This is a genomic window from Streptomyces sp. NPDC047880, assembly GCF_040706515.1.
Lineage (GTDB): Bacteria > Actinomycetota > Actinomycetes > Streptomycetales > Streptomycetaceae > Streptomyces.
In genome coordinates, this window is record NZ_JBEZOK010000010.1 from 105,562 (window position 1) to 125,591 (window position 20,030).

The 20,030-nt window shown below is 72.3% G+C and carries 14 protein-coding genes; 7 read left to right on the forward strand and 7 right to left on the reverse strand.

The genetic code is table 11. From position 1 onward, the window contains the following. Window positions 1–37: 37 nt before the first annotated feature. The 3 genes from AB0937_RS17580 (at window position 38) to AB0937_RS17590 (ending at window position 1,594) form a co-directional block, all read left to right on the forward strand. Entirely contained in the window at window positions 38–223 is a 186-nt protein-coding gene (locus AB0937_RS17580; RefSeq protein WP_366712654.1) for an antitoxin, read from the forward strand. A 118-nt stretch (window positions 224–341) separates the two neighbouring features. Then, window positions 342–1,157 carry an SDR family oxidoreductase gene (locus AB0937_RS17585; protein ID WP_366712656.1) on the forward strand — a complete coding sequence of 272 codons (816 nt, stop codon included), beginning with the start codon at window positions 342–344 and terminating at the stop codon, window positions 1,155–1,157. Between the two features lie 62 nt (window positions 1,158–1,219). Next, window positions 1,220–1,594: a MerR family transcriptional regulator gene (locus AB0937_RS17590; protein ID WP_366712842.1), complete on the forward strand. Its 375-nt coding sequence runs from the start codon at window positions 1,220–1,222 to the stop codon at window positions 1,592–1,594. A 100-nt stretch (window positions 1,595–1,694) separates the two neighbouring features. Here AB0937_RS17590 and mfd read toward each other — a convergent pair whose 3' ends face one another. The 3 genes from mfd to AB0937_RS17605 form a co-directional block, all read right to left on the reverse strand. Next, the gene (gene mfd / locus AB0937_RS17595; protein WP_366712658.1) at window positions 1,695–5,228 is read right to left on the reverse strand and encodes a transcription-repair coupling factor; all 3,534 of its coding nucleotides are present in this window, start codon (window positions 5,226–5,228) and stop codon (window positions 1,695–1,697) included. Between the two features lie 242 nt (window positions 5,229–5,470). Further along, a complete protein-coding gene (locus AB0937_RS17600; protein WP_366712660.1) occupies window positions 5,471–8,050 on the reverse strand; it encodes an FtsX-like permease family protein in 2,580 nt (859 codons plus the stop codon). Then, window positions 8,047–8,835, reverse strand: coding sequence for an ABC transporter ATP-binding protein (locus AB0937_RS17605; RefSeq protein ID WP_366712661.1), 789 nt, complete (start codon window positions 8,833–8,835; stop codon window positions 8,047–8,049). The genes AB0937_RS17600 and AB0937_RS17605 overlap by 4 nt, the downstream gene beginning before the upstream one ends. Before the next feature lie 468 nt (window positions 8,836–9,303). Between AB0937_RS17605 and AB0937_RS17610 the strand changes: the two genes are divergently transcribed. The 4 genes from AB0937_RS17610 to AB0937_RS17625 all read left to right on the forward strand — a co-directional run bounded on the left by AB0937_RS17610 (window position 9,304) and on the right by AB0937_RS17625 (window position 13,628). Beyond that, window positions 9,304–10,797 (forward strand): MFS transporter, encoded by a 1,494-nt coding sequence (locus AB0937_RS17610; protein WP_366712662.1) that lies wholly within the window; start codon window positions 9,304–9,306, stop codon window positions 10,795–10,797. A 20-nt stretch (window positions 10,798–10,817) separates the two neighbouring features. Beyond that, window positions 10,818–11,327: a GNAT family N-acetyltransferase gene (locus tag AB0937_RS17615; protein ID WP_366712664.1), complete on the forward strand. Its 510-nt coding sequence runs from the start codon at window positions 10,818–10,820 to the stop codon at window positions 11,325–11,327. A 241-nt stretch (window positions 11,328–11,568) separates the two neighbouring features. Beyond that, the gene (locus tag AB0937_RS17620) at window positions 11,569–12,018 is read left to right on the forward strand and encodes a DUF485 domain-containing protein (protein ID WP_366712665.1); all 450 of its coding nucleotides are present in this window, start codon (window positions 11,569–11,571) and stop codon (window positions 12,016–12,018) included. After that, the gene (locus AB0937_RS17625; protein WP_366712666.1) at window positions 12,015–13,628 is read left to right on the forward strand and encodes a cation acetate symporter; all 1,614 of its coding nucleotides are present in this window, start codon (window positions 12,015–12,017) and stop codon (window positions 13,626–13,628) included. The genes AB0937_RS17620 and AB0937_RS17625 overlap by 4 nt, the downstream gene beginning before the upstream one ends. Window positions 13,629–14,142: 514 nt before the next feature. Here AB0937_RS17625 and AB0937_RS17630 read toward each other — a convergent pair. The 4 genes from AB0937_RS17630 to AB0937_RS17645 form a co-directional block, all read right to left on the reverse strand. After that, on the reverse strand, window positions 14,143–15,030 hold the full coding sequence (locus AB0937_RS17630; RefSeq protein ID WP_366712668.1) for a cellulose-binding protein: 888 nt from the start codon (window positions 15,028–15,030) through the stop codon (window positions 14,143–14,145). A 141-nt stretch (window positions 15,031–15,171) separates the two neighbouring features. Next, window positions 15,172–15,633, reverse strand: coding sequence for a carboxymuconolactone decarboxylase family protein (locus tag AB0937_RS17635; protein ID WP_366712670.1), 462 nt, complete (start codon window positions 15,631–15,633; stop codon window positions 15,172–15,174). A 184-nt stretch (window positions 15,634–15,817) separates the two neighbouring features. Then, a complete protein-coding gene (locus tag AB0937_RS17640) occupies window positions 15,818–18,730 on the reverse strand; it encodes an SUKH-4 family immunity protein (protein WP_366712671.1) in 2,913 nt (970 codons plus the stop codon). Between the two features lie 8 nt (window positions 18,731–18,738). Beyond that, the gene (locus AB0937_RS17645; protein WP_366712673.1) at window positions 18,739–19,743 is read right to left on the reverse strand and encodes an SMI1/KNR4 family protein; all 1,005 of its coding nucleotides are present in this window, start codon (window positions 19,741–19,743) and stop codon (window positions 18,739–18,741) included. Window positions 19,744–20,030 lie beyond the last annotated feature (287 nt).

The window sequence follows — 20,030 nt, forward strand, 5'->3', positions numbered from 1 at the left end:
TCGTCGGTTCTGAGTCACCTCCGGAGGGAGCTTGCGCATGGGCATCTTCGACAAGTTCAAGAGCCAGGCGCGGCACAGGGGCAAGCAGGGCTCTGACGCCGCGGAACAGCGGATCAACGAGAGGACCGGCGGCAAGTACGAGGACCAGGTCGACTCCGGCCAGCAGCACGTCGAGGGCTCGCTGGGCATGGACCGCGACCGCGACCGTCCCGAACCGCGGTAGCGCCTCCGACTCCGAGGCCGTCCGCGGAGGTTCGGACGCATCTCCCGCGGACGGCCTCCCACGTCCCGGCCGTGAGGCCTTGACCTTGACACTGACGTCAGGGTCGGACGATCTCCGCATGACCTCCCCGCCTCCACACACGCGCCCGCTTCCACATCAGAACCCGCAGACCGGGCGGCACAGCGCGCGGGCGACCCCGCGCACCGTGCTCGTCACCGGTGCCGGCACCGGGATCGGCCGCGCCACCGCGCATGCCTTCGCCGACGAGGGCGCACACGTCGTGGCGGTGGGCCGCCGCGAGGCGCCCCTCGTCGAGACCGCCGGCCATGCCCCGTCCCGCATCACTCCACTGATCGCCGACATCACGGCCGCCGACGGCCCCGGAACCGTCGTCCGTACGGCACTCGACCGGCACGGCCGCATCGACGTGCTGGTGAACAACGCCGGGATCATCGACGCCCGGTCGCTGCGCACCTACACGCGCGAGACCGTCGAGCCCCTGCTCGCCACGAACCTCCTCGCTCCCGTCCTGCTCACCCAGGCCGCGCTCCCGGCACTGGAGGAGAGCCACGGCGTCATCGTGAACGTGACGACGTCGGTGGGGCAGCGCGGCTGGCCCGGCAACTCCCTGTACGGCGCCGGGAAGGTGGCCCTGGAGGTGCTGACCCGCAGTTGGGCCGTGGAGCTCGCGCCCCTCGGGATCCGGGTCGCCGCGGTGGCCCCGGGCGCGATCGACACGCCCATCGGCGAACACGCCGGGCACACCCCCGAGCAGCAGGCCGCGATCAGGGCGTGGCAGCTCGGCCACACGCCGCTCGCGCGGGTCGGCCGCCCCGAGGAGGTGGCGTGGGCGATCGCCCGCCTCGCCTCGCCGCAGGCCTCGTTCATCACCGGCGTGATCCTGCCCGTGGACGGCGGCGCAGTCGTCACATGAGACTGACGCGCATGGCAGAACCTCGTGGGGCGGTACCTCGTACGCACAGGCCGGCAGCTCTCATGCGGATCGGTGAACTCGCCGAGGCGACCGGCACGTCACCGCGCGCCCTGCGCCACTACGAGCAGGCGGGCCTCATCGCCTCCGAACGGGCCGCGAACGGCTATCGCCTGTACGACGCCGGTGCCGCCGTGCGGGTCCGCAACATCCGGCAGCTGCTCGACGTGGGGCTGACGCTCGAGGACGCACGGGTGTTCCTGCCGTGCCTGGACGGTGACATCACGGCGGGGCCCGCCTCCGGGAAGGGGTTGCGGGTGGCCGCGGACCGTCTCGCGATGCTGGAGGCCCGTATCGCGGCGCAGACCGCGGTACGCGACCGGCTCGCGGAAGCCTTGCGCCGGGCCGGCGTCGGCACACCCGTACGACCGGTGGCCTGACGGCGGCTCAGCGGAACCGGGGCGCGGTAGCGCCCCCGATCCGCCCGGTCACCCGGGTGCCGGCGCCGTCCCCGTCACCGGGCGCGCCGGCGCCCCGGCATCACGACCCCAGTACCGACGTCAGGAACTCCCCCACCCACGCCAGCAGTTCCCGACCGACCAGCGGCTTGCCGCCCACCTTCGCGGTCTTCGGGCGCGGCACCAGCACCTGGTGGACCGCCGGTTTGATGACCGTCCCGGGGTAGAGCCGCTTGAGCCGCAGCTCCTGCGACTCGCGCAACTCCACCGGGGCGAAGCGGATGTTGTTGCCCTGCAGCACGATCTCGCCGACTCCGCACGCGCGCGCGAACATCCGCAGACCGGCGACGAGCAGCAGGTTCTCCACCGGCTCGGGCAGCTTGCCGTAGCGGTCGACGAGTTCCTCGCGGACGGCCTTGATGTCCTCCTCCGAGTTGGCGGAGGCGATGGCCCGGTACGCCTGGAGGCGCAGGCGTTCGCCCGGCGCGTAGTCGTGCGGGACGTGCGCGTCGACGGGCAGCTCGATCTTCACCTCGAGCGGCGGCTCCTCCTCGATCTCACCGGTCTCCAGCTGACGCCGGTAGTCCGCGACGGCCTCGCCGACCATCCGCACGTACAGGTCGAAGCCGACGCCCGCGATGTGACCGGACTGCTCGCCGCCGAGCAGGTTGCCCGCGCCGCGGATCTCCAGGTCCTTCATCGCCACGTACATACCGGCGCCCATCTCGGTGTGCTGGGCGATGGTCGCGAGCCGCTCGTGCGCGGTCTCCGTCAGCGGCTTCTCCGGCGGGTACAGGAAGTAGGCGTAGCCGCGCTCACGGCCGCGGCCCACCCGGCCGCGCAGCTGGTGGAGCTGACTGAGCCCGAAGTTGTCGCCGCGCTCCACGATCAGGGTGTTGGCGTTGGAGATGTCGATGCCGGACTCCACGATCGTCGTGGACACCAGCACGTCGAACTTCTTCTCCCAGAAGTCGACGACGACCTGTTCCAAGGCCTGTTCCGACATCTGGCCGTGGGCGGTGGCGATGCGCGCCTCGGGGACGATCTCGCGCAGCCGGGCCGCCGCGCGGTCGATCGACTCGACGCGGTTGTGGATGTAGAAGACCTGGCCCTCGCGCAGCAGCTCGCGGCGGATCGCGGCGCCGATCTGCTTCTCCTCGTAGGGGCCGACGAAGGTGAGCACCGGGTGGCGCTCCTCCGGCGGGGTGGTGATCGTCGACATCTCGCGGATGCCGGTGACCGCCATCTCCATGGTCCTGGGGATGGGGGTCGCGGACATCGTCAGCACGTCGACGTTGGCGCGGAGCTTCTTCAGCTGCTCCTTGTGCTCGACGCCGAAGCGCTGCTCCTCGTCGACGATGACCAGGCCCAGGTCCTTGAACTTCGTCTCGGACGAGAACAGGCGGTGGGTGCCGATGACGATGTCGACCGAGCCCTCGCGCAGGCCCTCCAGGACCGCCTTGGCCTCGGTGTCGGTCTGGAAGCGGGACAGCGCCTTCACATTGACCGGGAACTGTGCGTAGCGCTCGCTGAACGTCCCGAAGTGCTGCTGAACCAGCAGGGTGGTGGGCACCAGGACGGCCACCTGCTTGCCGTCCTGGACGGCCTTGAAGGCGGCGCGGACCGCGATCTCGGTCTTGCCGTAGCCGACGTCGCCGCAGATCAGGCGGTCCATCGGGACCGTCTTCTCCATGTCTTCCTTGACCTCGGCGATGGTGGTGAGCTGGTCGGGCGTCTCCGCGTAGGGGAAGGCGTCCTCCAGCTCGCGCTGCCAGGGGGTGTCCGCCCCGAAGGCGTGCCCGGGGGCGGCCATGCGCGCGCTGTACAGCTTGATGAGGTCGGCGGCGATCTCCTTGACGGCCTTCTTCGCGCGGGCCTTGGTCTTCGTCCAGTCGGCGCCGCCGAGGCGGTGCAGGGTGGGGGCCTCGCCGCCGACGTACTTGGTGATCTGCTCCAGCTGGTCGGTGGGGATGTAGAGGCGGTCGCCGGGCTGGCCGCGCTTGGCGGGGGCGTACTCGACGACCAGGTACTCGCGGGTGGCACCCTGCACGGTGCGCTGCACCATCTCGATGTAGCGGCCCACGCCGTGCTGCTCGTGGACGATGTAGTCGCCCGGCTCCAGGGTGAGCGGGTCGATGGTCTTGCGGCGGCGGGCGGGCATGCGGGCGCCCTCGCGGCCGGACGCCTTCTGGCCCGTCAGGTCCGTCTCGGTCAGGACGGCGAGTCCGAGGGCGGGGTCGACGAAGCCGTGGTCGATCGAGCCGCACGCCACGTGCACGACGGACGGGGAGATCTCGGCGAGGTCGGAGTCGAGGCGGGCCGCGATGCCCTCACCGCCCAGCACCTCGACCGTGCGGGCCGCGGGGCCGTGGCCTTCGGTGACGAACACGGCGCGCCAGCCGTCGGCGAGCCAGCCCTTGGTGTCGGCGAGGGCCTTGGCGGTGTCGCCGCGGTAGGTCTCCGGGGCGTGCATGCCCAGCTTGAGGGTGTCCCCGTCGGGCTCCTCGTCGGCGGCGAACGGCGAGACCGACCACCACATCATGTCCAGCTCGCGGGCCCGGTCCCGGACGTCCGCGATGGACCACAGGGAGGCCGCGCCGACGTCGATGGGAGCCTCGCCGCCGCTGGCGGTGGCCGCCCAGGAGGCCTGGAGGAACTCCTGCGAGGTGGCCACGAGGTCCGACGCGCGCGTGCGGACCCGCTCCGGGTCGCAGACGACGGCCATGGCGCCCTTGGGCAGCACGTCGAGCAGCAGTTCCATGTCGTCGACGAGGACGGGCGCGAGGGACTCCATGCCCTCGACGGCGATGCCCTCGGCGATCTTGCCGAGCAGTTCACCGAGCTCGGGGTGCTGTTCGGCCAGGGCGGCCGCGCGGGTGCGGACGTCCTCCGTGAGCAGCAGCTCGCGGCAGGGCGGCGCCCACAGGCCGTGCTCGGCCACCTCGAGGGAACGCTGGTCGGCGACCTTGAAGTAGCGGATCTCCTCGACGTCGTCGCCCCAGAACTCGACGCGCAGGGGGTGTTCCTCGGTGGGCGGGAACACGTCGAGGATGCCGCCGCGCACGGCGAACTCGCCGCGCTTCTCGACGAGCTCCACGCGCGCGTAGGCGGCGGCCGCGAGGGCGTCGACGACCTGCTCCAGGTCGGCGCTCCGTCCCGTCCGCAGGGAGACCGGTTCCAGGTCGCCGAGGCCCTTGACCTGCGGCTGGAGCACGGACCTGACGGGTGCGACGACGACCGACACGGGGCCGGTCTCGGGGTCGTCGGGGCGCGGGTGGGCCAGTCGGCGCAGCACGGCCAGGCGGCGGCCGACGGTGTCGCTGCGGGGGCTGAGCCGCTCGTGCGGGAGCGTCTCCCAGGACGGGTACTCCACGACCCCCTCGGGCGGCAGGAGGGAGCGCAGGGCCGCGGCCAGGTCCTCCGCCTCACGGCCCGTCGCCGTGACCGCCAGCACCGGGCGGCCGGTGTCCCGGGCCAGGGCGGCGACCGCGAAGGGCCGGGCGGCAGGGGGGCCGACCAGGTCGACGTGCATGCGGTTGCCGTCTGCGGCCGCCCTGATCGCTTCGGCGAGGGCGGCGTCCTTGACTACGGCGTCGAGCAGACCGTGCAGGCTCATTCGGGGCTTTTTCCGTCCAGGGAGGTGGGCAACACCACGGGCCCGACGCGCGCCGCGGGCCGGGGGGTCTCCAGCGTACGACGATGCGCGGCTCGGCGGCGGGGCTGTGGAAAACGCCCCCGGTGTGAGATGCCCGGCATTGCCCGGCAGGTCAGCACAGCACCCGGCGCCGGGAAGTCCAGGACTTCCCGGCGCCGGGTCCCCCGCAACCCCCGTGTGCGGTGGTTCTCGGCGACGGCCCGCTACTCCGTCGCGATGGCGTTGAGGACGTTCATCCGGCCCGCGCGGAACGCCGGGACCAGGGCCGCGAACAGGCCCACGAACGCCGAGCCGATGAAGACGCCGATGATCGTCGGCCAGGGGATGTCCAGGACCCCCAGGCCCTCCAGGGCGAGCAGCTGCTGCGCGGTGGCGCCCCAGCCCATGCCCAGTCCGAGGCCCAGCAGGGCGCCGAAGAGGGCGATGACGACGGACTCCATGCGGATCATGCGGCGCAGCTGGCGGCGGGAGAGGCCGATCGCCCGCATCAGGCCGATCTCCCTGGTGCGCTCCACCACCGACAGGGCCAGGGTGTTCACCACACCGAGGATGGCGACGATGATCGCCAGGGCCAGCAGGCCGTAGATCATGTTGAGCAGCTGGCCGATCTGGTCCTTCAGGGCGTCCTTGTAGTCGGTCTGGTCGCGCACGACGTACTGCGGGTAGTCGTGCAGCGCCGACTTCAGGGACTTGTAGGCGGCGTCCTGCTGCCCCTCCTTGGCGCTGGCGAAGACCAGCGAGTCCAGCGGCATCTTGTCGGCCGGGATGTACTTGGCCATCGTCGAGATGGACGTGTACATCGCGCCCGCGTCGATCACGACGTCGCTGCTGGTGATCGCCCGCACGGTCAGTTCGGCGGCGGAGCCGCCCTTGAAGGCGACCTTGACCTTGGACCCGAGGGTGATGCCGTGGTCCTCGGCGAACTTCTCGTGGACCGACATCGAGTCGGGCTTGTAGGCGTCGGGGAGCTTGCCGGCGACGGTCTCGGTGCGCAGGTCGGTCGCGTACGACGGGTCGGCCGCGGTGATCGACGTGTCCTTGAGCGTCTTGCCGTCGGGAGTGGTGAAGTCGGCACTGCCCTGCTTGTACTCGGTGACCCGCTCGACGTCCGGCGCCGACTTGGCGGCCTCGACGGCCTGCGGGGTGATCAGCTGACTGCGGTCGGACTGGATGATGAAGTCCGTGCCGACGGTCTTGTCGAGCTGGTCGGTGGCGGAGGCCACCATGGAGGAGCCGACCACGGACAGGCAGGCCACCAGGGCGAGGCCGATCATCAGGGCGGCGCCCGTCGCTCCGGTGCGGCGCGGGTTGCGCAGGGCGTTGCGCTCGGCCATGCGGCCCACGGGGCCGAACATGCGCAGCAGGACGGCGCCCAGGACGCGGACCACGGCGCCGGCGAGCAGCGGGCCGATGACGACGAAGCCGATCAGCGACAGCACCACACCGAGGCCGAGCCACATCGAGCCCTCCTTGGCCTTGTCGGCCGCGGCCGCGAGGTACAGGGCGAAGCCGCCGGTGCCGGTGAGGACGGTGCCGATCGCGGCCCGGATCCAGCCGGCCTTGGCGTCCGCGGGGGCTCCCGCGTCGCGCAGGGCGGCCATCGGGGAGATCTTGCCGGCGCGCCGGGCGGGCAGGTAGGCGGCCAGGACGGTGACGACCACGCCGAGGACGAGGCCGGCCACCGGGGTCGTCCAGGCCACGGTCAGGTCGTCGGTGGACAGTTCCATGCCCACCGTGCCCATGACCTTCATCAGGCCGACGGCGAGTCCGACGCCCGCGGCGACGCCGAGCACCGAGCCGACGACGCCGAGCAGCAGCGCCTCGGCCAGCACGGAGCGGTTGACCTGCTTGCGGGACGAGCCGATGGCCCGCATCAGGCCGATCTCGCGGGTGCGCTGGGCGACCAGCATGGAGAAGGTGTTGATGATCAGGAAGATGCCGACGAGGAAGGCGACCCCGGCGAAGCCGAGCATCGCGTACTTCATGACGTTCATGAAGCTCGCGACGTTCTTCTGGTTGGCTTCGGTGGTCTCCTTGGCCGTCTTCACCTGGAAGCCGGCGCCCAGTTCGGCCGTGACGTTCTTCTTCAGCCGTGCGTCGCTGACGCCGGCGGCCGCGGTGACGTTGACGTTGGTGTAGACGTCGCTCTCGCCGACCAGGGCCTGCTGGGCGGTCCTGGTGTCGAGGTAGAAGATCGCGGCACCGGGGTTGGTGACGGTGAAGTCGGCGATGCCGGAGACCTTCGCCTTGTGCGTGCCGACCGCGCTGATCACGCCGATCTCGTCACCGAGCTTCAGGTCGTGTTTGTCGGCGGTGTCGGCGTCGACCATGATCTGTTCGGGGCCCTTGGGCGCCGCACCGGAGGTGATCTTCATGGTGCGGGCGTCGGTGTCGTTCCAGTTGCCCACGATGGTCGGGGCGCCGCTGGAGGGCGACAGGTTGTCCTTGTCGCCGTCGACGACGGTCACGGAGGTGGAGAACACCGTGCCCTCGGCCGACTTCACGCCCTGCGCCTTGCGGACCTCGCCCAGCACGGAGGCCGGCATGACCGGCGGCTTGCCGTTGTCGGCGGTCGTCTCACCGGTGTCGGAGGCGCCCTTGGCGCTCACCGTCACGTCGGAGGAGGTGGCCGCGAAGAGCTTGTCGAACGTGGTCGACATGGTGTCCGTGAAGACGAGCGTGCCGCAGACGAAGGCGACCGACAGCAGGACGGCGATCGCGGAGAGCGCCATCCGCCCCTTGTGCGCGAAGAAGTTGCGCATCGAGGTCTTCAGGACGGTCATGATGTGCGCCCCCGGGCGTCGAAGTCCTTCATGCGGTCGAGCACGGCCTCCGCGGTCGGCTTGTACATCTCGTCGACGATGCGACCGTCGGCGAGGTACAGCACCCGGTCCGCGTAACTGGCCGCCACCGGGTCGTGGGTGACCATCACGATGGTCTGGCCCAGCTCGTCGACGGACCGGCGCAGGAAGCCCAGGACTTCGGCGCCGGCGCGGGAGTCGAGGTTTCCGGTCGGCTCGTCCCCGAAGATGATCTCGGGCCGGGCGGCGAGGGCCCGGGCCACGGCGACGCGCTGCTGCTGGCCGCCGGACAGCTGGGTGGGCCGGTGCTTGAGGCGTTCGGCGAGTCCGACCGTCTCCACGACCCGTGCCAGCCACTGCTTGTCCGGTTTGCGGCCCGCGATGTCCATGGGCAGCGTGATGTTCTCGATCGCGTTCAGCGTCGGCAGCAGGTTGAACGCCTGGAAGATGAATCCGATCCGGTCCCGGCGCAGCTGCGTGAGCTTCTTGTCCTTCAGACCGGTGATCTCGGTGTCGTCGAGGTAGATCTGGCCGCCCGTCACGGTGTCGAGGCCGGCCAGGCAGTGCATGAGGGTGGACTTGCCGGACCCCGAGGGGCCCATGATCGCGGTGAACTGGCCGCGTGCGATGTCCACGTCGACGTGATCGAGGGCGACGACACGGGTCTCACCGGACCCGTACGCCTTCACGACCTGCCGAGCCCGTGCGGCAACGGCCGTACGCCCTCCAGTACCCCCGTGCCTGGGAATGGTCACAGCCGAAGTCACGGTATGTCTCCTATATCGGTCAGCAGATGGTGAAGACGGTCGCCCGGTCGGCAGCCGTCGTGTGCGATGCCGGATCAGGAATCCGTCCGACGTGTGTCAGTCTCCCGGCGGGGAGGGGCCCCGCGCCCTGGTGTGCAGCGCAGTCTTTTCCTGTGGAAAACCCCACCCCCGCCGGTGTTCGCACCGCCCCCCGGCGGCGTAAAGCCAGGTTAAGGAAGGCATCCTCGCCCTCTCGTCCTCCGTCGGTACGAACCCACCGCAGGTCGTAGTACGGAGGTACCCCTAGGGGCACTCCACCGATGGGTGGAGACCGTCTCAGGGTTCGCTCCACCCGCCGGCCGACTCAGGCTCCACCCTCCCGTCGCGTCAGGGTCAAGTGGCAAGCTGTCCGCGGCAGGTAGGTGCAAGGGGCAGGCATACGACGGGACCCGTGGCGCGGGCGCGGCCGGGGCCGGAGGAGGCACCGGGGTGGGCACTACCCGTTCCACGGCACGCGAGGCCGCACGTTCCGCCACGGCCGGCCGGCGCGGAGCCGTCGTCGCGGCGCTGATGCTGTCGATGGCGCTGGCTGCCCTCGACGCGACCATCGTGTCGACCGCCGTTCCGCAGATCGTCGGGGACCTCGGCGGCTTCTCCGTCTTCTCCTGGCTGTTCTCCGGCTACCTGCTGGCCGTGACCGTCACGCTGCCGGTGTACGGCAAGCTCTCCGACACCTTCGGCCGCAAACCGGTTCTCATGGCGGGCTCGGTGCTGTTCCTGCTCGGGTCACTGCTGTGCGCGCTGGCCTGGAACATGGGGGCGCTCATCGCGTTCCGGGTCGTGCAGGGTCTGGGCGGCGGCGCGCTCCAGGGGACGGTGCAGACCCTCGCCGCGGACCTTTATCCGCTGAAGGACCGCCCCAGGATCCAGTCGAAGCTGTCCACGGTGTGGGCGGTGTCCGCGGTCGCCGGCCCGGGCCTCGGCGGAGTGCTCGCCGCGTACGCGGACTGGCGGTGGATCTTCCTGGTCAACCTGCCGATCGGCGCGGTCGCGTTGTGGCTGATCGTCCGTCACCTGCACGAGCCGGAGCGGGAAACCTCCGGGCACGCGCGCGTGGACTGGGCGGGCGCGCTCGCGGTGTTCGCCTGCGGCGGGGTGCTGCTCACGGCGCTGGTGCAGGGCGGGGTGGCGTGGCCGTGGCTGTCGGCGCCCTCCCTGGCGCTGTTCGGCGTGGGGCTCGCCCTGGTGGCGGTCGTGGTGCTGGTGGAGCGCCGGGCGGCGGACCCGATCATCCCGGGCTGGGTGTGGCGGCGCCGTACGATCGCCGCGGTCAACCTGGCCCTGGGCGCACTGGGTCTGCTGATGGTCGCGCCGTCGGTCTTCCTGCCCACGTACGCCCAGTCGGTGCTGGGGCTCGCGCCCGTGGCCGCCGGATTCGTGCTGTCCGTCTGGACGTTGAGCTGGCCGGTGTCTGCGGCTCTGAGCCAGCACGTGTACCGCAGGATCGGTTTCCGCAACACGGCGATGCTGGGCATCGGCACGGCCGCGCTGATCCTTTTCGCGTTCCCCTTCCTGCCCTACCCCGGGCAGGCGTGGCAGCCGACGCTGCTGATGCTGCTGCTCGGCGCCGCGCTGGGCCTGTTCCAGCTGCCGCTCATCGTCGGTGTGCAGTCGACGGTGGGATGGGCGGAGCGCGGCACCACGACGGCGTCCGTGCTGTTCTGCCGCCAGACCGGCCAGACGGTCGGCGCGGCGGTGTTCGGTGCCGTCGCCAACGGGGTGCTTGCCGCGCGGATCGGCGGCGCGGGGGACCTGGACTCGGTGACGCGGGCGCTCGACTCGGGCAGCGTGCCGGAGGCGACCCGGCGGGCCATCGCCGACGCGGTGCACTCGGTCTACCTGGGGGCGGCGTGCGCGGCGGCCCTGGCGTTCCTGGTGCTGCTGTTCCTCGCGCCCCGGAAATTCCCGGTCCTGAACGACTGAACATCCGTATCCTCGCACCCATGGTCACCCTGGAGCCCCTGCGGGCGGAGCACGCGGAGGCGCTGCTGGCCTTCGAGCGGGAGAACCGGGCCTACTTCGCCCGCACGGTGCCGGATCGCGGGGACGCCTTCTTCACGGAGGCGGGGTTCGCCGCGCGCCTTCAGGCACTCCTCGACGAGCAGCACGCGCGCGTGTGCCGCTTCCACGTGGTCCTCGCGGAGGACGGCGAGCTGATCGGCCGCGTGAACCTGATGGACCTGGCGGACGGCAGCGCCGAACTCGGCTACCGCGTCGGCCGCCGGGCCGCCGGCCGGGGCGTGGCGACGGCAGCGGTCGCACAGGTGTGCCGACTGGCCGCCACCGACTACGGCCTGACGTCCCTGACCGCGGTCACGACCCAGGACAACGCGGCGTCCATGAGGGTCCTGACCCGCAGCGGCTTCACCCGGCTGGAGAACACGACGGTGGGAGGACGGCCGGGGGTCCGCTACGAGCGCCGGCTCCTCGACGCCACCCCCGACGGCCCTTAGGGCCAAAACCGGAGTGCCCGCGTCCGTGGCGCTGATCCACCTCACCCGACACGCCACGACCTGCGGGAAGCACGAGTTAGCGCGGGTAACACCCGAGGTCGGGAAGGTAAGCGCATACCGACCGATCAGTTTGCCGAAACCCTCGCGCCGGACCCCTACTCCGAAGTAGCGTGCGTGGCTCCCGCCCCCCACCTCCCTGCGGCCCGCCGCACCGGAAACCACCCTCGCAAGGAGCACCGGGATGTCCTACGACCCGTCCCCGCCCCACCCGTTCCGACCACCCGATCCACCCGCGCCCTACGACCCGTACACGTACGACACCTACCCCTGGACACCGCAGGAGGTCTCCGAACCGGCAGCCCGGCGTCCCCAGCGGCACGCCGCGCTGGGGCACCACAGCGACCTGCGGGTCCTGCGCAGCGCCTACCGCTGGCAGCGGCGCGTGGCCACACTCACGGCCCTCGGCTACTTCGTCCTCTTCCTGATCCTGTCGGCGTTCGCGCCGTCGTTCATGACGAGCAGCGTCACCGACGGCCTGCCCACCGGACTGCTGCTCGCGCTCGTCCAGGTGCCCGTGACCTGGCTGGCGATCGCCCTGTACGAGCAGACGGCCCGCCGCCGCGTCGACCCGATCGCGGACCGGATCCGCGGGCTGGCCGAGCTGGACGCGAAGCGGGAGGGCGCCCGGTGACCACCGATTTCAGCGGCAACGCCCAGACGATGTCCCTGGTCGGCTTCTCCGCCGTCGCCACGGTCACGCTGCTGCTGTGCGTGATGACGGGCCCGGACCGGGACGACCTGGACGAGTTCTACACCGGCTACAGCTCCCTGTCGCCCATGCGCAACGGTCTCGCGATCGCCGGTGACTACATCTCCGCCGCGACCGTCCTCGGCACCGGCGGCGTCATCGCGCTGTTCGGCTACGACGGTGTCGTACTGGCGCTGAGCACGGCGCTGTCGCTGATGCTGATGATGTTCCTGCTCGCCGAACCGCTGCGCAACGCGGGCCGGTTCACCATGGGCGACGCGCTGACCCGCCGGATGCCGGGACGTGCCGTCCGCATCGCGGCCTGCGCGGTGACCCTGGCGGCGCTGCTGCCGCTGATGCTGGTGCAGTTGGCGGGGACCGGGCAGCTGATGGCGTTCATCCTCGGCTTCTCCGGCGAGTCCCTGCAGACCGGCTGCATCATCGGCGTGGGCGTACTGATGATCAGTTACGCGGCGATCGGTGGGATGAAGGGCACCGCCCTCATCCAGATCCTGAAGATCGTGATGCTGCTCGGCTCCGGCATGGTGGTCGCGGTGCTGATCCTGAACCGGTTCGACTGGGACCCGGGAGCGCTGTTCGGCGCGGCTGCCCAGAACAGCGGCGTGGGCTCGGCGTTCCTCTCCTCGGGCCTGCAGTTCTCCGGCGGCCCCAGCCCCGACCTGGACATGATCACCGCACAGCTGACGGTGGTCCTCGGCGGTGGCGTCCTGCCGCACGTCACCATGCGCATGTACACGGCCTCCAGCGCCCGGCAGGTGCGCCGCTCGATGTCCTGGGCGGTGTCGGGCGTGGCCCTGTTCGTGCTCGTCATCACGGTCGTCGGCTTCGGAGCGACCGCGCTGGTCGGGCGGAAACTGATCGCGCAGGTCGACCCGCAGGGCAACACGGCGTATCTGCTGGGCTCGCAGGCGGCGTTCGGCGCGGACGTGTCGTCGGCGGAGACGTTCCTGTTCACGACCGTCACGACAGCGGTCTTCCTGACCCTGCTCGCCTCCGTCGCCGGCATGATCCTGGCCTGCGCCAACTCCCTGGCACACGACGTGTTCGCGGCCCGGGTGCAGGAGATGTCACCGCGCCGTGAGATGACCGTGGCGCGGCTGTCGGCCCTCGCCGTGGGCCTCCCCGCGGTCCTGCTGGCCACCCAGGTCCAGCACCGCAGCCTGCAACCGCTGGTGACGCTGTCCTTCTGCCTGGGCGCCTCGGCCATCGCTCCCGCGCTGGTCTACAGCCTGTTCTGGCGCCGCTACACGCGAACGGGCCTGCTCAGCACCCTCATCGGCGGCTCCCTGGCCGTCCTGCTGCTGATGCCGGGCACCAACCTGGTCTCCGGCTCCCCGGTCTCGGCCTTCCCCGAGGCCGACTTCAACTGGTTCCCGTTCACCACCACGGGCCTGCTTTCCATACCCCTGGGCTTCGCCTGCGGCTGGCTGGGCACGATCGCCTCCGGCCGGCGGAAGTCGGAGGAACAACGCCACCAGTACGAGGCGGTGGAGAGCTGGATCCTGGCGGGAGCGGCCCGCAGGGACCACTGACACGGACGGCACGGCGGCCGCCACGGCTCGCCGTGCCACCGGCTGACGGGCGGGCCCGGGCCGGGCGGCGACCCCGTGGTCGATGGTGGTGATGACGGCGGCGCGTCCCGCTGCCGCCGTTCAGCGCGGCCGACTGCGCGCGGCCCGGACCCGGTGGCGACGGCGGCGCGTCCCGCTGCGACGCTCACCGCGGTCGACGGCGCGCGGGCCGGACGGTGGCAACGGCGGCAGCACATCCCGCAGCGACTCGGACCGCCGTCCACAGCACGCGGCCCGGACGGTGGCAACGGCGGCAGCACATCCCGCAGCGACGCTCACCGCCGTCCACAACACGCCGCCCAAACCCGTAGCGACAGCGGCAGCACATCCCGCAGCGACTCGGACCGCCGTCCACAGCACGCGGCCCGGACGGTAGTGACGGCCGACGGGCCGACAAGGCACGGGCGGCATCGCCAACCGGCGGTCCGGAGAGGCGCCCGCCAGCCCCTCCGTTCGCCTCAAGCGGTCGTCGGCGTCACTCCGCCGCCACCCGGCCCGCCCAGGCCGTCAGGCTGCTGTGGACGTGGTCGATGTGGGCCAGGGCGTCGTCGCGTTGCCCGGCGTGTTCGCGCAGGAGCCGGTCGGTCTCCTCCTCGACGGTCTTCACGTGCTCGTGGGCCTGGGCGACCAGTTCCGCCGCATGGGCCCGGGCTTCCTCCTCCAGGTCGCGGGCGGAGTCCTCCGCGTCGGCGAAGGCCTGCTCGGCCTCGGCCAGCGCGTCCTGGGCGCCCGACACCACCTCCTCGTGGCGCGCGTCGAGCTCCGCCACCCGGGCGGCTTCCTCCCGTTCCGTCTCCGCCCACCGCTCGGCGCGCTCCCTGTCCTGCTCGGCCAGCATCCCGGAGGTGCGCTGCCGCATCTCCCGCAGCGCGGCCAGGGCCTCCCCCCGCTCCTCCTCCGCCTCGCGCCGGGCCGTGCCCCGGATCTCGTCGGCCTCGGCAGTGGCGGCGAGCAGCCGCTGCCGGGCCCGTTCGTCGGCGTCCGCGCGCAAGGCATCGGCGTGCGCTCGGGCGGACTCGCGCACCCCGGCCGCGGACGCCCGCGCCCCGTCGACGAGTTGCCGCGCCTCCCGGCACGCCCCTTCCCGTACGGCAGCGGCCTCCTCCTCACCGAGTGCGAAGAGCCGCAGTGCCCGTTCCCCGAGGCACTCGTAGTGCTGCGGGGCCAGCCGGGCCACGGCCTCGCGCAGCCGCCCCAGTTCCTCGTCCATCCGCCGGGCCAGCACCGTCAGCCGGGCCGCCCTCTCCCAGGCCGCGTCCCGGTCCGCGGAGAGGGCCTCGGCGTACTGGTCGACCTGCTCGGGACGGTAGCCGCGTCCCCGCACGGCCGTGAAACCGTGCGGGGACACCGTCGCGCCGCTCATCCGGACCCCTCTCCACCACAGAACGTGAAGTCGCGCTGAAAACGGGATGATTTCGCGCACATCTTGGTGGATCAGGCGGAAGTGTTCGTAACGCGACACTCCGCACACGGGTCACGGGCCCCTGGCGGGGTCGTACGCCGGTCAGCCCCAGCTGGTGCCCGCGGGCTCCTGGATGGTCGTGTTGATGCGGTTGAACATGTTGGTGACCGCGACGGTGAGGATCAGCGCGGAGAGCTCCTTCTCGTCGAAGTGGTCGGCCACCTCGTCCCACAGCGCGTCCGGCACCGACTCCCCCGAGAGGTCGGACAGCCTCGTCATCGCCTCGGTCAGTTTCAGCGCGGCGCGCTCGGCGTCCGAGAAGAAGGGCGCATGCCGCCATGCCGCGACGGCCGCGATGCGCTCCTCACTCGCCCCGCCCTTGCGGAGATTGGCGACGTGACCGTGCACGCACGCCCCGCAGCCGTTGATCTGACTGGCGCGCAGCCCGACGATCTCCGCCACGTCCTGCGCCAGGCCGCCCTCCCCGATCGCCTGAAAGAGGGTGCCGATGCCCTTCATCGCGCCGGACAGGACAAACGCCGGGTTCGTCATCCGTGCCTGCATGATCTCTGCCTCCTGGGTCCGCGGTGCGTCGCTGTCACTGCACTGACGGAACGGCGGGGAGAGATGTGACAGCCCGGCGAGGAGATTTTTCACCGCGGACACGAAAGAGCCGGGCCCGGTCGCGCGAGCGACCGGACCCGGCTCCTTTGCGGCACGTCGGCGGCACCGCCTCAGCGGCGGCGCGTCACAGCAGCCCGTCCCACATCTGCTCCAGCAGGACCGACCACCAGCTCTCCGGCGACCCCAGCGCCGCCGGGTCGAGCGCGGCGAGCTGGGCCTGGAAGTCGACGGTCCAGCGGCCCGCCTGCTCCTGGTTCAGCCCGAACCGCAGTCGCCACATCCGCCCCAGCAGGGCGAGGCAGCGTGCGAACTCCGGGAGCCCGGTGTTCACGAACTGCGGCGGCACCGGCGCCCCGCCCGGCCCGGCCTCCACCGGCACGGCCACGATGTTCGCCGTGCCGTACTGCACGCAGATCGCCTTGCCGAAGTCGCTGCCCATCACCAGATAGGAACCCGCGTCCGAGGCCGGCTGCACACCGCGCTCGGCCGCCAGCTCCGCCAGCGTCGGAACGGGCCGCCCCGGCTGGGCCTGCGCCCAGAAGAACGGGCCCATGTCCATCGGCAGTCCGGCCGCCACCAGCGTGTGCGCCACGATCGGCGGCACACCCTGCCGCGACACGGCGGCCTGCTCGAACCGGAACACCCCCGGCCCGAACGCGGCCCCCAGCTCCTGCCCGATGGCCTCGGGCGGGATCGGCGGCGCCATCTGCACCGGCGGCAGCGGAGCGCGCACCGGCGCCGGGCGCGCCGGGCCGTCCGCCACCTGGTGCAACTCCCCCTGGTGGGCCAGCAGCTGCTGCATGCCCTGCTGCCGGCTCGCGTGGTCCGTACCGTACGGCGCGATGCTCGTGATCCGCGCCTGCGGCCACTGCTCCCGGATCATCCGCGCGCAGTACGCACCCGGCAGCTCGCACGACTCCAGCTCGGTGTGCAGCTCCAGCACCTGGTCCGGGGGCACGTTCATGGCCCGCAGCTCGTGGAAGATCTGCCACTCCGGGTGCGGCGTGCCCGGCGCCGAACGCCGGATCAGCTGCTGCTCGGAACCGTCCTGCGCGCGGTAGCGCAGCACGGCCTGGTAGCCGGGGCCGACGGTCGGCTGCCCGGTGGGCTGCTGCGGATAGCCGTACGCGGGAGGCTGCCCGGGGCCGGGCGGCGGCACCGCACCGGGGGGCATGGCACCCGGCGGCACACCGGGAGGCACCGCTCCCGGCATCCCGGGCGGCATCGGCTGCGCACCGGGCGTGCCAGGGGTGCCCGGTGCAGCACCCGGGGCGGCGGGTGGTGCGCCCGGGGCCTGCGGCGGCGGAGGCACGCCGGGTCCGCCCGCCGGGGGCGCGGCCAGCACGGTCTCCGCGTGGTGCACGGGCCCAGGACCGCCGGGAGCACCCGGGGCACCAGGAGCACCTGGGGCACCCGGAGGCCGCGGACCGCCCGGCGCACCGGGCGCGTCGGGAGCACCCGGGCTCGGCGCACCCTGGGGCGCACCCGGAGGACCCGGCGGCTGCGGGGCGCCCGGGCCCATGCGACCGGGATCGGCAAGCATCGTGGCGGCGTGGTGGACTCCGTCGGGCGGCGTACCACCCGGGGCGCCCGGAGGCTGCGGCGCGCCCGGAGGGCCGGGCGGATTCGGCGCACCCGGAGTACCGGGAGCACCCGGGCCCGCCTGCGGGGCACCCGGAGTGCCCGGAGCCCCCGGCGGCGGCAGCGGCGCGCCCGCACCCGTGCCTGAAGGGTCCCCGGCCCCGCCCGGACCGTCCGGCCCGAGCGCCGACACCATCTGCGTGGGCACGTACCCACCCGCGGGAGTACCCGGCGCTCCGGGCCCCGACGGCGGGGGCGTACCGCCCCGCTGGGCGCCGGGCGTCCCCGGGGCGCCCGGCGGAGGCGGCGTGGAGGGGCCCGTCCCCCGGCGCCCGGACGGCGGAGCCGCCTTGCTGGTCGCGGCGTCGGCGATGTCCCCGGCATGCTGAGCGGCCCCCGGCCCGGCCGGCTGCTGCGGCGCGGCGGCCGGCGGCGGCGTGCTGCCCGGCGGCTGCGGATAGCCGTACGGCTGGCCCCCGGGCACGGGCGGCGGTGTACCGCCCTGCGGCACACCACCGGGCGGCGTCCCCGGCACGGGCGGAGCGCCCGCCGGACCCGCCGGGCGCCCCTGACCGGGGCCGCCAGGCGCGGGCACCGACCCCGGGCCCTGCGCGTTCGGGTCGTCCACCGCCGGCGACAGCGCCGTCGGCGGAAGCTGGCTGCCGCCCGACATCAGCGTCGTCTTGGCCTCGGGCATCGTCGAAGGCGGCGGAGTGTCGCCGTCGTCCTCGCTCAGCGGCGGCGCGAAGACCGTCGCCGGCAGCGGCACGGAACGGTCCTCGCCCGCGTCCGCGGTGGTGTCCGTACCGGCCCAGGGCGTCGCCCCCTCCGGCACACCCGGCGCCGCCGGAGACCCGGAAGCACCCGCGTCGGCCCCGGAGTCACCCCCGGCCACCGGCCACGACGCACCACCGTCCGACGCCACGGGCGCCCCCTGTGCGGGAGTCGCCCCGCCACCGGCCGAGACCCCGCCGACCACCGAACCGGAACCAGCACCGGCATCAGCACCAGCAGCAGGGCCGGAAGAGCCCTCGGCAGAAGCCGCCTGAGCCCCGGCCCCCGCACCCCGCCGGTCCGGAATCCCCAGCTTGTCCGCCGCGTCCTGCAACCACTCCGGCGGAGTCAGCAGGAACGACGTCTGATTCAGATCCACCCGTGCAGCGGGCGCCGCCGCTGCCGGCTCGTCCACCGCGTCCGGACGGCCGTACTCCTCCTCGTACCGGCGAATCACCTCGCCCACCGGCAACCCGGGCCACAGCGTCGCCTCGCCGCTGTCCCGCGCGATCACCAGCCGCTGCGCACCACCGTCCGACCGCGGCCCGTCCGCCCGGTCCTCGGCCCACACCACGAACCCGAGATCGAACTCCCGCACCCGCACCTCACGATGCTGGTACGACGGCACATCCCCGTTGATCCACTCTTCCGCGCGCTCCTGCGCCTGCGCGAAGGTCACCATCGCTGACGTCACTCCCCCACGGCCGAGGACGACACCGCACCCACCGGCACCACACGCGCGAACCCGCCGTCCACCATCAGGTTCGCCACCGTCTCCAACTCCGGCGGATTGCCCGCCAACCGCGACAGGAAGACGTCGAAGTCCTCACCGCACGGCAGCAGCAACCGCTCCACCCGCTCCGCCGGCGGCACCGAGGGATCCACGTCCCGCGCGTCGTCGTACGCGCAGAACCACACCGAGCCGATCCGCTCGCCCTTCACCTTCACGGCCAGCAACCCGCCCTGGACGAACGCGATCCCCAGATAGTCCTTGGTCAGATGGTCACGCAGACACTTGTTGACGTAGACGAGGTCGTTGACCGCCGCCTCGTCCCGCACCGTGAAGAACGGCTGATCGACCAGCAGCCCCAGCTCCGCGTCCAACGCGGCACCCACCGGCGCACAACCGCCCGCCGCCTTCAGGAACGACCGGTACGCACCCGGCAGCCGGTAGCCGAGGTCCTCCTCGACACCCTGCACCTGCGACTCGGTGACCGCGACCCCCGACTTCGGCAGCCCGAAGTGCGCCGGACGGGTCTCCTGCAGCGGCCGCGTGCCCCGCTTGGCATGGTCCACGCCCGACGTCGCCACACCCCCGTGATGCCGCAGCAGCGCCTTCACCTCGACCGGGACCAGCTCCAGCCGCCGCGTGCCCACCACGTGGTGCCACGTCCAGCCGTGCGGCGTCGCCACCGCCGGCACCGTGTCCCACAACTCGTGCCCGGACGCCGACAACGCCGTGTTCGCCGACACGTAGTCCGTCAGCCGCAACTCGTCGACACCGAAACCCTCCGGCGGCTCCGCGATCTCCGCGGCCGCCCGGGCGTACGCCGAGAAGTCGGGGTAACCACGCTCGTCGACCCGTACCCCTCTCGGGTGACGGGCCGCCCGCACCGGATCCGGGAAATGCACGACCTGCCCGGCGTAGGCCGCGTTCGGCGGCGCGGCTTGCTGCCCGAGCCGACCTGTCGTCATGGCGGTTGCCCCCTGCGGCACTCTGTACGACCCGTATTGACCACCCTTGGCGCACTACGAACCGTATCGACTGTCACGTCTGTTTCGACTTCACTGCACTTCACCGCACGCGCCGACCTGAAGGATCCCCCTCCGGTTCACGGCATCGATCTCCGAACGGATCACCGCATCGCCCGCGGTGCCGACAGCCTATGCGGTGCGACGACACCGGTCACCGGCACCGGCCGGCACCCCCTCCGCTTCCGTGACCAGCCGTCACCCCACCGTGACAACACAACCCGCTACGG

Coding starts and splice junctions, on each gene's coding strand:
- AB0937_RS17585 (WP_366712656.1), top strand. CDS start 342: ATGACCTCCCCGCCTCCACACACGCGCCCGCTTCCACATCAGAACCCG.
- AB0937_RS17620 (WP_366712665.1), top strand. CDS start 11,569: ATGTCCTACGACCCGTCCCCGCCCCACCCGTTCCGACCACCCGATCCA.
- AB0937_RS17645 (WP_366712673.1), bottom strand. CDS start 19,743: ATGACGACAGGTCGGCTCGGGCAGCAAGCCGCGCCGCCGAACGCGGCC.
- mfd (WP_366712658.1), bottom strand. CDS start 5,228: ATGAGCCTGCACGGTCTGCTCGACGCCGTAGTCAAGGACGCCGCCCTC.
- AB0937_RS17635 (WP_366712670.1), bottom strand. CDS start 15,633: ATGCAGGCACGGATGACGAACCCGGCGTTTGTCCTGTCCGGCGCGATG.
- AB0937_RS17580 (WP_366712654.1), top strand. CDS start 38: ATGGGCATCTTCGACAAGTTCAAGAGCCAGGCGCGGCACAGGGGCAAG.
- AB0937_RS17630 (WP_366712668.1), bottom strand. CDS start 15,030: ATGAGCGGCGCGACGGTGTCCCCGCACGGTTTCACGGCCGTGCGGGGA.
- AB0937_RS17600 (WP_366712660.1), bottom strand. CDS start 8,050: ATGACCGTCCTGAAGACCTCGATGCGCAACTTCTTCGCGCACAAGGGG.
- AB0937_RS17615 (WP_366712664.1), top strand. CDS start 10,818: ATGGTCACCCTGGAGCCCCTGCGGGCGGAGCACGCGGAGGCGCTGCTG.
- AB0937_RS17590 (WP_366712842.1), top strand. CDS start 1,220: ATGCGGATCGGTGAACTCGCCGAGGCGACCGGCACGTCACCGCGCGCC.
- AB0937_RS17640 (WP_366712671.1), bottom strand. CDS start 18,730: ATGGTGACCTTCGCGCAGGCGCAGGAGCGCGCGGAAGAGTGGATCAAC.